The 12,827-nt window shown below is 71.0% G+C and carries 14 protein-coding genes; 7 read left to right on the top strand and 7 right to left on the bottom strand.

Annotated features, from left to right (window positions below; translation table 11 throughout):
* Nucleotides 1-78 precede the first annotated feature (78 nt).
* Nucleotides 79-975, top strand: coding sequence for a galactofuranosyltransferase GlfT1 (gene glfT1, locus CEY15_RS02215; protein ID WP_241730517.1), 897 nt, complete (start codon nucleotides 79-81; stop codon nucleotides 973-975).
* Nucleotides 972-1,571: a maleylpyruvate isomerase family mycothiol-dependent enzyme gene (locus CEY15_RS02210; RefSeq protein ID WP_095717093.1), complete on the top strand. Its 600-nt coding sequence runs from the start codon at nucleotides 972-974 to the stop codon at nucleotides 1,569-1,571. Before glfT1 ends, CEY15_RS02210 begins: the two co-directional genes overlap by 4 nt.
* 18 nt (nucleotides 1,572-1,589) lie before the next feature.
* On the opposite strand, the gene CEY15_RS02205 is transcribed toward CEY15_RS02210, so the two are convergent.
* Nucleotides 1,590-1,784 carry a ferredoxin gene (locus CEY15_RS02205; protein WP_095717092.1) on the bottom strand — a complete coding sequence of 65 codons (195 nt, stop codon included), beginning with the start codon at nucleotides 1,782-1,784 and terminating at the stop codon, nucleotides 1,590-1,592.
* Between the two features lie 53 nt (nucleotides 1,785-1,837).
* On the bottom strand, nucleotides 1,838-3,337 hold the full coding sequence (locus CEY15_RS18930; RefSeq protein ID WP_095717091.1) for a fatty acid desaturase: 1,500 nt from the start codon (nucleotides 3,335-3,337) through the stop codon (nucleotides 1,838-1,840).
* Between the two features lie 204 nt (nucleotides 3,338-3,541).
* Here CEY15_RS18930 and CEY15_RS02195 point away from each other — a divergent pair, with 204 nt between their 5' ends.
* The gene (locus tag CEY15_RS02195) at nucleotides 3,542-4,015 is read left to right on the top strand and encodes a DUF4442 domain-containing protein (protein ID WP_017837455.1); all 474 of its coding nucleotides are present in this window, start codon (nucleotides 3,542-3,544) and stop codon (nucleotides 4,013-4,015) included.
* Nucleotides 4,016-4,083: 68 nt separating this feature from the next.
* Complete coding sequence (locus CEY15_RS02190) at nucleotides 4,084-5,283, top strand: TerC/Alx family metal homeostasis membrane protein (RefSeq protein WP_095717090.1); 1,200 nt, start codon at nucleotides 4,084-4,086, stop codon at nucleotides 5,281-5,283.
* A 24-nt stretch (nucleotides 5,284-5,307) separates the two neighbouring features.
* Here CEY15_RS02190 and CEY15_RS02185 read toward each other — a convergent pair whose 3' ends face one another.
* Both CEY15_RS02185 and CEY15_RS02180 read right to left on the bottom strand, forming a co-directional pair.
* Complete coding sequence (locus CEY15_RS02185) at nucleotides 5,308-6,321, bottom strand: hypothetical protein (RefSeq protein WP_245847138.1); 1,014 nt, start codon at nucleotides 6,319-6,321, stop codon at nucleotides 5,308-5,310.
* A 128-nt stretch (nucleotides 6,322-6,449) separates the two neighbouring features.
* Nucleotides 6,450-6,818 (bottom strand): VOC family protein, encoded by a 369-nt coding sequence (locus tag CEY15_RS02180; protein WP_095717089.1) that lies wholly within the window; start codon nucleotides 6,816-6,818, stop codon nucleotides 6,450-6,452.
* Between the two features lie 62 nt (nucleotides 6,819-6,880).
* Between CEY15_RS02180 and CEY15_RS02175 the strand changes: the two genes are divergently transcribed.
* Nucleotides 6,881-7,339 carry a MarR family winged helix-turn-helix transcriptional regulator gene (locus CEY15_RS02175; RefSeq protein ID WP_095717088.1) on the top strand — a complete coding sequence of 153 codons (459 nt, stop codon included), beginning with the start codon at nucleotides 6,881-6,883 and terminating at the stop codon, nucleotides 7,337-7,339.
* A gap of 62 nt (nucleotides 7,340-7,401) precedes the next feature.
* Here CEY15_RS02175 and CEY15_RS02170 read toward each other — a convergent pair whose 3' ends face one another.
* Both CEY15_RS02170 and CEY15_RS02165 read right to left on the bottom strand, forming a co-directional pair.
* Nucleotides 7,402-9,273, bottom strand: a complete 1,872-nt coding sequence (locus CEY15_RS02170; protein ID WP_095717087.1) for a glycosyltransferase — start codon at nucleotides 9,271-9,273, stop codon at nucleotides 7,402-7,404.
* A gap of 112 nt (nucleotides 9,274-9,385) precedes the next feature.
* Entirely contained in the window at nucleotides 9,386-9,892 is a 507-nt protein-coding gene (locus tag CEY15_RS02165; protein ID WP_095717086.1) for a GtrA family protein, read from the bottom strand.
* A 327-nt stretch (nucleotides 9,893-10,219) separates the two neighbouring features.
* Between CEY15_RS02165 and CEY15_RS02160 the strand changes: the two genes are divergently transcribed.
* Nucleotides 10,220-10,402: a hypothetical protein gene (locus CEY15_RS02160; RefSeq protein ID WP_095717085.1), complete on the top strand. Its 183-nt coding sequence runs from the start codon at nucleotides 10,220-10,222 to the stop codon at nucleotides 10,400-10,402.
* 47 nt (nucleotides 10,403-10,449) lie between these two features.
* Here the strand turns inward: CEY15_RS02160 and CEY15_RS02155 are convergent, their stop codons facing one another.
* The gene (locus CEY15_RS02155; protein WP_095717084.1) at nucleotides 10,450-11,271 is read right to left on the bottom strand and encodes an ABC transporter permease; all 822 of its coding nucleotides are present in this window, start codon (nucleotides 11,269-11,271) and stop codon (nucleotides 10,450-10,452) included.
* Nucleotides 11,272-11,357: 86 nt separating this feature from the next.
* Here CEY15_RS02155 and CEY15_RS02150 point away from each other — a divergent pair, with 86 nt between their 5' ends.
* Complete coding sequence (locus tag CEY15_RS02150; protein ID WP_095717083.1) at nucleotides 11,358-12,803, top strand: lipase family protein; 1,446 nt, start codon at nucleotides 11,358-11,360, stop codon at nucleotides 12,801-12,803.
* Nucleotides 12,804-12,827: the final 24 nt, after the last annotated feature.

The following is a 12,827-nucleotide window of genomic DNA, read 5'->3' as shown; positions in this document are numbered from 1 at the left end:
TCCGGCGCGGACTCCCGGCGGGTCGTGGCCGTGGTCGTCACCCACCGACGGCTCGACCAACTCCGCGCCTCGCTGGAGATGGTGTGCGGGCAGACCCGGCCGATCGACCACCTGGTGGTGGTGGACAACGCCGACGAGCAGGCCGTGCGCGAGCTCGTCGAGTCACAGCCCGTGGAGGCCACCTACGTGGGCTCCAGGCACAACCTCGGCGGCGCCGGCGGATTCGCGTTGGGGATGCTGCACGCGCTGGCCACCGGCGCCGACCTCGTGTGGTGCGCTGACGACGACGGCAGGCCCGAGGGGCCCGAGGTCCTGGCCACGCTGATGGCCTGCATGGACCGCCACGGGCTGGCGGAGGTCTCGCCGGTGGTGTGCGACCTCGCCGAGCCCGACCGCCTCGCCTTCCCGCTGCGCCGCGGCGTGGTGTGGCGACGCTGGCGCAGCGAGTTGTTCGCCGACGGCGAGGGCGGCGACCGCGGTGCCGGTGACCCTGGTGCCGGCGTCCCTGGTGCCGCCGGCCCCTCCCGGACCGACACCGACCTGCTGCCCGGCATCGCCTCCCTGTTCAACGGGGCGCTGTTCACCGCGGACTGCCTGGACCGTGTGGGCGTCCCGGACCTGCGGCTGTTCATCCGCGGTGACGAGGTGGAGATGCACCGGCGCCTGGTGCGCTCCCGACTGCCCTTCGGCACGTGTCTGACGACCGCGTACCTGCACCCGCAGGGGTCGGACGAGTTCAAACCGATCCTCGGCGGCCGCATGCACACCCAGTTCCCCGACGACCCGGTCAAGCGGCACTTCACCTACCGCAACCGCGGCTACGTGCTCACCCAGCCCGGCAACCGGCGCCTCATCCCGCAGGAGATCCTGCGCTTCGGCTGGTACTTCCTGGTCACCAGACGAGACCCGGCCGGCCTGCGCGAGTGGCTGCGTCTGCAGCGGTTGGGCGCGGGCGAGCGGTTCGACAAGCCATGACCGACTGGATCGCCCTGCAGTCCCGGGCCGCCGACCTGTACGACCGGGTCCTGCCGATGGTCACCGACTGGGACGCCGCCACCCCGTGCAGCGAGTGGACGGCCCGTGAGGTGCTGGCCCACGTCGTGGACGAGCAGATGTGGGTCCCGGGGCTGTTGGCCGGGGGGACGGTCGACGAGGTGGCCGGGGACCTCGAGGAGCCGCTCCGTCGGCTCACCGGGGCCAGCGGCCCCGACCTCGTGGCCTTCTGGCACACCCTGCGCGCGCCGGTGGCCGCCGCGTGGCGGGGAACCCCCACCGACGACGAGGTCCACCTCTCCTACGGTCGGGCGCCGATGGTGCACTATCTGGCGCAGCAGACCTTCGATCTGGCCGTCCACGCCTGGGACCTGTCGGTCTCCCAGGGGGTCGACCTGCCGTGGGGCGACGAACTCGAACACGCCGTCCTCGACTTCGTCCGGACCGATCTCGCCGACGACCCGGCCCCCGAGCTGTTCTCCGCTCCGCTACCGGGCTTCGACGGAGAAGGGGTCCCGACCCGGCACGCCGCTCTCGCGCGTACCGGTCGGGACCCCTCCGCCTGGCCGGCGGCCTAGCAGACCCTGGCTGGTGGCCTACCCGGCCTCGCGGAGCGCCGCCATCGGGCACTTCTCGATGGCCTTGCGAGCCCTCTTCTGGAGTTCCTCGGGGACCTCCTCCACGAGCAGGCGCACCACCTCGTCGTCGTCGCCCAGGGCGAAGACCTTCGGGGCGAGGCCGACGCACACCGCCTGCCCCTCGCACCGGTCCGGGTCGATCGCGATCTTCATGGGAAACCTCCTGGTTGGAACACTGGGTACACGGGTGTCACGGCCTGTCGGTGTCAGCTCACCGGCACGAAGTCGACCTTGTCCCGGACGCCACAGTCCGGGCACTGCCAGTCGTCCGGGATCGCCGACCACGGCGTGCCGGGGGCGAAGCCCTCCCGCGGCTCACCCAGCGACTCGACGTAGTGGTGGCCACAGTTGGGGCAGGCATAGGTGCCGATCGGCGAGACGGCGCCGCGGACGGCGTCCACGTCGGGCTCGGGATCCAGGACGGCGGTCGCCGTGGCGGCCGGGGCGGAGGACCGGCTGGTCGCGGTGCTCGCGCCGGTGGCCGACGGGTCGCCGTAGCGGGCGAGGATCCGCTCCCGCTTGGACGGCTGGATGTTGGCCCTGGTGACGTCGCCGTCGTAGTGGTCGAGCACCCGGTGGTCCATGATCCGGCGCCAGATCGGCGGGAAGTAGGCCACCACGATGAGCGCGGCGTACCCGGCGGGGAGCTGCGGGGCGTCGTCGGTGGTGCGCAGGACCTGGTAGCGGCGCATCGGGTTGGCGTGGTGGTCCGAGTGGCGCTGCAGGTGGTAGAGGAAGATGTTGGTGACCAGGTGGTCGGAGTTCCACGAGTGCTCGGGCCGGCACCGCTGGTAGCGACCGCTGTCGAGCTTCTTGCGGCGCAGCCCGTAGTGCTCGAGGTAGTTGACGACCTCCAGCAGACTGAACCCGTACACCGCCTGCAGGATCAGCCAGGGAAGGACCTCGAGTCCGAAGACGGCGGTGAGGCCGCCGAACAGGACCAGCGTCATGAGCCAGGCGTTGATGTTGTCGTTACGCAGGGTCCACGGTGACTTGCCGAGGCGCTCGAGGCGGTTCTTCTCCAGCTCCCAGGCGGAGATGAGGGAGCCGATGACGCTGCGCGGGAGGAAGGCCCAGAACGACTCACCGAGCCGCGAGCTGGCCGGGTCCTCCGGGGTGGCGACGCGGGCGTGGTGACCACGGTTGTGCTCGATGTAGAAGTGCCCGTAGGCCGTGGTGGCGAGTGCGATCTTGGACAGCCACTTCTCGGAGTTCTGGATCTTGTGTCCGAGTTCGTGGGCGGTGTTGATGCCGATGCCCCCCGCGATGCCCACGGCCCAGGCGACGCCGATCTTGGCCACCAGCCCCAGCCCGCCCTCGTGGCCGAAGAACGACAGGTCGTCGGCGGTCCACAGGTAGCAGGCGAAGATCAGGGCGGCGTACTGCACCGGGAGGTACAGGTAGGTGCACCACCGGTAGAAGGGGTCGGCCTCCAGGCGTTCGATGACCTCCTCCGGCGGGTTCCGACCGTCCACCCCGACGACCATGTCGAGCAGAGGGATGAAGACGAACACGACGAAGGGGGCGACGAACCACGCCACGACGGCGGCGGTGCCCCACCCGGCGTGGGAGAACCACGAGAACAAGCCGAGAGAGATGAACAGGGCGCCGGCGGGGATGAGCCCGAGCAGCCACAGGTATCGCTTGCCGTCAGTCCAGGGGTACGGCTGCGCCGCGGTCTCCCCTGCCTGGAGGTCGGTGTGCATCACAAGTCTCCCTTGATCGAGCCCGGCGGCGTGTGTCGCACGCCACCTAGTGGGTCAAATCTAGACAAACATCAGCCGTTTGTCTAGACAGGGACCCTCTTTTTGTCCAGAGACCTCGTCGGGCACCCCGCCCCGCAGGCCCGCCGCCGTGCGCCCGCTCGACCGTGGGCCGGAACTGACTCACGAGTAAGTTAGGATCGGCGCGTGCCCAAGACCCTGCTGCACCGCTACACCTCCAGCCCCCGCGCGTTCCCCCTGCTGGCCTCGCTGTACCCCCCTCTGCTCGGGTCCGGGATCCGCATCCGGCACATCGCCCCGGATTGGACCCGCGGGGAGCTGAGCATGCACGTCGCACCGTGGACCGCCAACACCAACGGCACCGCGTTCGGCGGCGCACTGTTCGCCGCGACCGACGTCCTCTACGGGGCCCTGCTGTCCGGGCAGCTCGGTGGCGGGTACCAGGTGTGGACCAAGAGCGCGACGATCGACTTCCGGGCCCCCGGCCGGGGCCGACTGCGGTGCGTGGTGGACGTCCCCGGCCCGGAGGCGGACGCCATCAGGGAGCGACTGGCCGACCATCCGAGCACCAGCGTCGTCCACACCGCGGTGGTGAGCGACAGCCGCGGCACGACGGTCGTGGAGGCGCAGCACACCATGTTCATCCGACGGAAGAGCTGACCGAAGGCGATCCGGCCCGAGGCGCGTAGGATTATCCGGTCCCCGGCCCTCCTCGGAAAGGAATCCCGTTGGGAGCCACCCCGCTCGCCTGGTCGCTGTCCGTCGGTCTGATCGTCGGACTTCTCCTGTTCGACTACTTCTTCCACGTTCGCAAGGAACACATCCCGACGCTCAGGGAGTCGGCAATCTGGTCGGCGATGTACGTGGGGATCGCGATCGTCTTCGGCTTCCTCGTGTGGATCTTCGGCGGAAACCAGATGGGCGTCGAGTACTTCGCCGGTTACATCACCGAGAAGGCGCTCTCGGTGGACAACCTGTTCGTCTTCCTGCTCCTGCTGACCAGCTTCAAGGTCCCGCGCGCGGGACAGCAGAAGGCACTCCTGTTCGGCATCGTGTTCTCGATCATCGCCCGGACCGGGTTCATCTTCGTCGGCGCGGCGCTGCTCAACGCGTTCAGCGCGCTGTTCTACGTGTTCGGACTGTTCCTCATCATCACCGCGGGCCGTCTCCTGGCCGAGGACGACGAGGACGACGACGCCGACAACGTCGTGGTGCGCCTGGCCAAGAAGTTCATCCCGGCGACCGATCACTACGACCACGACAAGCTGTTCACCATCGAGAACGGCAAGAAGGTCATGACGCCGATGATGATCGTCATGGTGGCGATCGGCGGCACCGACATCATGTTCGCGCTGGACTCGATCCCCGCGATCTTCGGCCTCACCCAGAACGTCTTCATCGTCTTCACCGCGACCACGTTCTCGCTGCTCGGCCTGCGCCAGCTGTACTTCCTGTTGGACGGCCTCCTCGACCGCCTCGTCTACCTCAAGTACGGCCTCGCGGCGATCCTGGGCTTCATCGGCGTCAAGCTGATCCTCCACGCCCTGCACGAGAACAACCTGCCGTTCATCAACCAGGGCGAGCACGTCGACGTGGTGGAGGTACCGACCTACCTGTCACTGGGCGTCATCGTGGCCGTGCTCGTGGTGACCGTCGTGGCCTCGCTGGTGAGCCCGGCCGGGAAGGCGCTCACCGTGCTCGGGAACCTCAAGCGGCACTCGCACGAGTACCTCAACAAGAACTTCACCGACGACCCCGTCGAGCGCGCCAAGCTGTGGGCCAAGATCCTCGACAACGAGGACAAGCTCAAGTCGATCGATCGGAAGTACTTCGGCTCCGAGGGCGACGTCTGGGAACTCGAACAACTGCTGCGGCGGGTCTGGGACGATCACGCCCGTTACGAGCGCGCCACGGACTACACCCGCTGACCGACCACACCAGCCGACCGGCCTCTACGCGCTCCGTCCGGCCCACATCCCGAGGGGATCGGCGACCGGTTCCCCGGGGAGCGGCGGGAGCAGCAGGGCCCCCGGCCACAGTGACCGCAGCGCCGGGAGCACGCCATCCAGACCCGGGTCGCAGATCCGGGTGTGCGGCGCGAGAACGGCGCCGGCCGCGTGGGTGGCGCGTCCGGGCACGGCCGGCCCCCGCGCGTCGATGACCGTCCAGCCCGCCCGGCGCAGGGCGGCCCGGTAGCGCCCGGCACCGACTCCGTCCGGTAACACCACCGCACAGCGGAGGGCCGGGTCGGCCAGAGGGAGTGGCACCGCGCGCCCGGCGATCCTGATGCGGACCCCCTCACGGAACCCGCCGAGCCCCGCCGCCGCCAAGCGCAGCCGCGCCCGGGTCGTCTCGGCGGACACCGATCGGGGCTCGACCGCGGCGACCACCTCCGCGAACCGGCGGGCCCCCCGGCCGGACGGGTGCCCTGCCGCGGCCGCGAGTACCCCCGCCAGTCCCGGGTTCGCCGCACACAGCCTCTCCACCGCCACCACCGCGTCCTCGGGGTCCAGATCGCCGGCCAGGTCCCGGCAGGTGCGCAGCGGCGTGGTGACCCGGATCCCGCCCAGCTCGGTGACGGCGGCCGGTGGCATCGCGCCGTAGCGGTAGACCCGTCCCGCGCGGGACCGACGGGTGGCCGGAAGCCAGATCTCGGGCGGCGCATCGGTCGGAGCCGAGTCGTCACCCCACAGCAGGGCGGCGCTGCGCCCGCGCAGGACCCCCTCGGGCCAGCTCCGGGCCAACGCCACGCTCCGTAGCCGGAGGTCGTCGACCTGGTCGTCCCGCCGGTAGTGCCCGTGCCAGATCCGGACGTAGCGACCGCGGTCCCGTGGATCGGGCACTGCCGCGGCCAGTTCGGCTGTGGTCAACGGGCCCGGCGGCAGCCCCGCCGGGTCAGGCGGGGTTGAGGTGCGCGGTTCCCGCGCGCTCGAGGTCTGGACTCGGATCGGGGCTGTTGCTCTCATGCCTCCCACTGTGCGGCACGTGGCCGGCCGACCAGGACCGACGAGCGCCTTCACCGACCCCCGCTGTGGACAGGTCGACCCTGTGGATGACGGACGGATCCAGGCACGTGAACGGGTCGGCCCGGTTCTCAGACGCGGTCGTGCAGGGTGACGTGATATCCATCGGGGTCGGCAAAGGTGAAGGTGCGACCGAACGGGCCGTCGACCGGTTCGGAGACGATGGTCCGGCCGTCCGCGGCGAGGGCGTCGTGGACGGCGTCGACATCGGTGGCGTGGATCCAGATCGCCACACCGAGGCCCGGTTGATCGACTGAAGCGAGATCGGTGCCGGGAACGATCTCCCTGAGCGCGAAAGCGATCGGCTCGGTCTGGAAGACGACGGCGTGTGGCGGTCCGGCCGGTGAGCGTACGAGTCCCAGATAGCGCTCGTAGAACGCCTGGGAACCGGCGAGGTCGCGCACCTGGAAGGAGATGAAGTCGGGGCCGGTGGCGGGCATGGAGGGTTCCCTGTCGACTGTGTCAGTTATCTGACACAGCCAATCTATGTCAGAATACTGACATGGGTCAAGACGATGAGGGGGTCGATCTCGGGTCGTCGCTCGGTTACCTTCTGAAACAGGCGTCGACCGCCCTCCGCAGAGCGATGGAAGAAGCCCTCCGCCCCCTCGGACTGAGCGTGACGCAGTACGCGTGCCTCGAGCTCCTGGCGCAGCGCCCGGGATTGTCGAACTCGGAACTCGCGCGGGGGGCGTTCGTCACCAGGCAGTCGATGAGCGTGGTGCTTCACACGCTGGAACGCCAGGGATACGTCGCCCGTCCGGCCGAAGCACCTGTAGGTAAGGTGCTGCCCACCCGGCTCACCTCCAGTGGACGTCTCGAACTCCGGGCGGCGACGGCGGCGGTCCGATCCGTCGAGGTCAGGATGCTGGCCGGCATGACCGAGGACGAGCAGACCGAGGCGTTCCGCGCGCTGCAGCGGATGGTCCGGTCCCTGAGCGACGCGGGCGACGACTCATAGCCGTACCGGATGAACCGCCGTCCGCTCCAGCCGGTCCTCCCTACACCCGTACAACCGCGCCCCTACACCCCGTACAGCCGCGCCCAGTTCTCCCGCGTGGTGAGGCGGGCCTGCGCCTCGCGCCACCGCGCCTGGGCCGCGGGGGCCTCGCGGACGAACCGCGCGAGCAGGGAGGCCAGGCGCTTCTGCAGTTCCGTGACCCGCTGCGGGTCGACCTTGCGGTGGTGGACCCCGGTCTGCGAGGCGTCGGTCACGTAGACCTCGTCGAAGAGCGAGACGTGCCACCAGGCCGCGTCCTCGTAGGGGACGGCCACGGCGCCACGGCGCTGTCTGCCGAGCTTCTGCACGAGCAACCGCTTGGCCAGCACCTGGTCCTCGCGGTCCTCGCGCGGGATCCCCACCTTGCGCTCCACCCTGATCCCCGGGGGAAGGGCGTCGACGGCGAGCTTGGCCGTCTCGGGGTATCCCGCGCGTTCGGCACGGATCGCGGCCAGGGCGGCCTGCCCGCCATCACCGACGCCGAGGGCACCGTCGGGGCCGTCGAGGAACGCCTCGATCCCGCGCATGCGGGTGGCGGCGAGGCCGTACTGCATGGCCACGAGCGCCCGCAGGACACTCCGGCCCAGGTTCGTGGCCATCGCGCGCGGATCGATCCCCTGGCGGAGGGCGGCGGTGGTCAGCGAGTTGCGCATCGAGAAGAACTGACCGAAGTCGTCGCCGTCCTTCCAGTAGAAGTCGGCGTGCCACACGGCCGCCCCCTGCAGGGTGCAGGTGGGCATCCCGGCCTGTCGGCACCGCAACCCGTACTCGATGTCGTCCCACTGGAAGAAATACGGCAGGGGCAACCCGACCCTCTCCACCGCCTCCCCCGGCACCAAACAGGACCACCACGCGTTGTACTCGGCGTCGACCCGCCGCTCCTGCCGGTTCTCCACCACGGACTCGTCGCGCAGGGCGAACTCGTCCGCGTCCAGCCCGCCCTTGAGCTGATCGAGCTGCGTGCGCTCGGCCGAGACCAGCAGGTAGTCCGGGTTGAACAGGTACAGCATCTGCGCGCCGACGATCATCGGCTCGCGGGTGAGGGCCGCGAAGGCGAACAGCCGCAACACCGTCTCGGGCTCGACCCGGACGTCGTCGTCCATGAGCAGCACGTCCACCGGCCCGGTGGAACCGGGCGCGGTGGCCTCGAACATCCCGCGGCTGAACCCGCCGGCGCCGCCGAGATTGGGCTGGCGCAGGTAGTGCAGCCGCTCGCCGAACTCCCCGGCCGCGCGCCGGAACGCCTCCCGTGTCTCGACCAGGTCGGTCCCCTGATCCGTCACGTAGAGGTCGTCGATCAGCTCGGCCACCACCGGATCCGAGGCCAGCGAGTCGACGGTGGCGGCGCAGTCGTCCGCCCTGTTGAAGGTGCAGATGGCCACCGCCGCGCGGCGGGCCGGGCTCGTCGTCGTCACACCCCAGGTCACCTCGGACACGGTCGCCTCGGCGTCCACGGCGTGGAACTCCAGCCACATCGCGCCACCGTCGACGAACGTGTCCACCGGCACGTGCAACACCGCCATGCCGTCCCCATGGTGGTGGAACACGTCCACGGTGCGCACGTGGGACCCGATGTCGGACGCGCGGACCAGGACGTCGAGGCGCCCCTCGGACTCCACCGCGACCCGCACGGTGAGGCTGGTGACCGTGGTCCAGCGCTGCCAGTAGGAGGCCTCGAACCGGCCGAAGTAGGTGTTGGTGTCGACGACGGCCCCGGCGTCCAGGTGCAACTCGGCGCGCGTGCGGCGCACGACCCCCCGCACGATCCGCGAGTACAGGTCGTCGTTGACCCACCTGCGCGGGCCCGAGAACAGGGTGCGCTGCACCAGCAGGTCGCGCTCGTCGGGGGCGGAACCGGCGTCGGCACCTGCGGCTGTCACGGTGGTGGCGTCCATGTGGCGGGTGCTCCTGGGGAGTCGGGGCGGAGGTCGTCTCACTCCCGGGCGACTGCTGGCCCGGGCGCGCCGTCCAGGCTAACCCCGGCCGGCCGGTAACTCGGGAGGGCGGTCAGCGCACCCGGAAGATCACGGTCCGCTGGACGATGAAGTTGGTGACCGTCGCCACGCCCTGCGCGATGACGTAGCCGATCGTCGTGGCCCAGAACGTGCTCCAGCCCAGGTCGTGGAACCACGGCACCAGCAGCATGAACAGGCCCCACTGCACGCCGAACATCAGCGCGTACAGGCCCATCGTGGCGACGAAGCGGGCGCGGGAGGGCTCGGCCTGGAAGGTCCAGCGGCGGTTGAGCGAATACGCAGTGAGGGTGCCTGCCACGAAGGACAGCGCCTTGGCCGGCCCGTAGCCCAGGCCGAATAGCATCAACAGCTGCAGCAGTCCGTAGTCGACGACCGCCGAGAGGACGCCCGTGAGGAAGAAGCGGGTGACCTGGGTCCGGAAGTCCGTCGGCCGTGCCGGATCGGATTCGTGTCGGGCTTCGAGCGGGTCGACGGCCCCGCGCAGGGAGTCGAGGACGGAATCGTCCGGGATGTCCGCGCCGCCGGTAGGTGTACTCACCAGGACAGCGTAGGTCGCGGCCGCCCCGCACGAACACCGGCACGACGACTTGTGCTCGGCCCCCGGACATGTGATCGTCGTTCCATCGCGCGCCCACCAGCGCGCCTCTGGTCGAACAGACGGGCGGCACCTCCGCCGACAGCGTTCGATTCCGCGGGAGCGATCGGTTCCGGCCACCCCATCTCCGCACGGCGTCCACACCACCAGGTCCGCGCCACCCCCCGGGTGAGCCGACGTCGCCTCCGCACCGCATCGCCAGAAGGACTCGTCGGCACCGCCCGTGGCGGCCCGTCGTCGGTCCTTCCCCCGACGACCAGGAGGAATCCCGTGTCCCAGTACCGCAACCCGGCCCTCACCACGGCGCCGACCGTCTTCTCGTACACGCCGACGGGCCGGGCCGTCCCGACGTCGTCGCCGTTGCGCACGCCCGACCGACGCCCGGCGGCGCCGTCGTGCACACCCACCGGTCGGGTGGTCCTCTCGACGCCGACCACGCACGGCTCCGCCTGAGCAGACCGCCCCAGCGGACCGCCTGTAGCGGGCCCGCGCCGGGCCCGCTACAGGCGGTCGGCGGCCACGAGCAGGGTGGTGACGACCAGGGCGATCGCCCCGCAGGCGAGGATCCCGGTCGAGACGAACAACTGCATCACGCCGGCCTGCCACGGCTCGGCGCCGCCGAGGATCATGCCCACGAAGGCGCCCGGGATGGTCACGAGGCCGATCGTCCGCGTCTGGTCCAGCGACGGGGAGAGTGCGGTCGCGGCCGCCTCGCGGCAGACCATCATCCGCGCCGGGTAGTCGGTGAACCCGAGCGACAACGCCGCCTCGACCTCTCCGTGGCGCACCTCCAACTCGTCGTGCGCCCGCCGCCCGGCCAGACCGGCGATCGCCATGGCGTTGCCCAGGAAGATCCCCACGACGGGGATGACGGACAGGCCGTTCGGTCGCACGACCCCCGCGGCGAGCAGGCCGGCCACCACGACGAGGGGAGGCACGGCCACGGGCAGCGCGCACCACAGCGCGTCGCGCACCCTGGCCCGCGTCCCCCTCGCCCACGTCCTCGGCGACCCTGTCATCGCCGACCCCGTCATCGACCCCCGCGGGGTGCCGCGCCGGGCCATCCTCCCGGCGGCCGCCCACGACGCCGTCGTCGCCATCACCACGACGAACACCCCGACCAGCCACGCCCGGTCGGCCACGTATCCGATGACGAGCGCGAGCGCGATGAGCTGCACGGCGGCGCGGATCGAGGCCCACGGGACCTCGCGCTCCAGTCCCGTCCGCCCCAGCCAGGCGGCCGCCGTCCCGATGACGACGAACAGCACCACGGCCACCGCGAGGGCGGGGCCGAGCTCGATCATCGTGGCGCCCACGCGCACGAGCGTATAGCGGCCGGGGGCCGCGCGACGCCGACCCGCGGCACGGATCCGTCGTCCCCCCGGGACGGTCGCGCTACCGTACGCGCATGTCCTCCCGCCGCCCACTCCGTCCCGGGACCGTGGCCCTCGCCGCGGCGTGCGCGCTCGCGTGCGCGGTCGCCGGCACCCCCGCAGGTGCCCAGCCCCGGACCGTCGATCACCCGCCGGCCGCGCTCTCCCCCGGGTCCGTCGACCCCGGACCTGTCGACCCCGGACCCGTTGACCCCGGACCCGTCGACCCCGTGGCCGCGTTCCGCCCGGTCCCACCCGACCAGCGCACCCCGGAGCGGTATCTCCCGAGCCCCTCGCCCGACCCGTGGTACTCCTCCCCTCCCACCCTGGACCCCGACACGGCTCCCGGCACCATCCTGGCCACGCGTCCGGTGTCGATCCCGCCGCACAACGTCCGCAACTTCGGGCGCGGATGGCAGGTCCTGGTCCAGAGCTCCGACTCCCACGACCGGCCGCACCAGATCGTGTCCACGATCATCGAGCCGGCCACGCCGTGGCCCGGCCCGGATCCCCGGCCGCTCGTGTCGTTCAACGTGACCATCGATTCGCTGGGGCTGACGTGCATGCCCTCGCACGTCCTGCCCCACAAGTTCAACATGGAACTGCCGCCCTTCCTGCAGATCCTCGCCGATCGTGGTTACGGGCTCGTCCTCACGGACTTCCAGGGCCCCAAGGCCGCCTACGCGGCGGGACGGGCCAACGGCCGGGCCGTCCTGGACGGGATCCGCGCGGCCCGCGCCTTCACCCCGGCCGGCGACCCGGGTCCGCTCTTCTCCGGGTCGCGCGTGGTCCAGGTGGGGTACTCCGGCGGGGGTATCGCCACGGGATGGGCCGCCCAACTGCAGCCGGTGTACGCCCCCGAGCTCACCGGTGTGCTCGTCGGGTCCTCCGTCGGCGGGGTCCCCGCCGACTACGCGGATCTGTTCGACACGATGGACGGGACGCTCGCCTCCGGCCTCTACCGCGCCGCCGTACTGGGTCTGGCCCGCGAGTACCCGCAGTTGTACCCGCTGCTCAACGACACCGGTGATGTGGTGGCGCACCAGCTCCGCGACGCCTGCGCGTCGACCAACACGGTCGGAGGACTCGCGCCCTTCCCGCTGTCGGCGCTGACCGACGTCGACCCCCGCACCGATCCCACGGTGATCGAGGTCATGGCGCGGAACCGACTGGGACGCGCCGACCCCGCCCACGGGGCGGATCCCCGCGAGGTCCCCACCGGGCCCGTGCAGGTGTGGCACGCCGACGCGACCGTCCCGATGGGCCCCGGCCCGGGCTCGTCGCAGGGCCCCGGGGACACCTTCGTCCCGGAGTGGACCGCCCACAGGCTGGTCGACGAGTGGTGCGCGGCGGGTGCGGACGTGGAGTACACGCCCGTGGCCGGAGAACACGTGACCGGCGCCTACACGGCGGTCGGACCCGCTCTCGACTGGGTCGACGCCCGCGCCCGGGGCGTGCCGTTCACCACGGGGTGCCGCTGATCGCCGACCCCGGCGGTAACCTCG

The sequence above is a fragment of the Dietzia natronolimnaea genome (assembly GCF_002289575.1).
GTDB classification, from domain to species: Bacteria; Actinomycetota; Actinomycetes; order Mycobacteriales; family Mycobacteriaceae; genus Dietzia; species Dietzia natronolimnaea_A.
The sequence above is the reverse complement of the archived record's forward strand: the minus strand, read 5'-3'. Positions and strand labels throughout refer to the sequence as shown.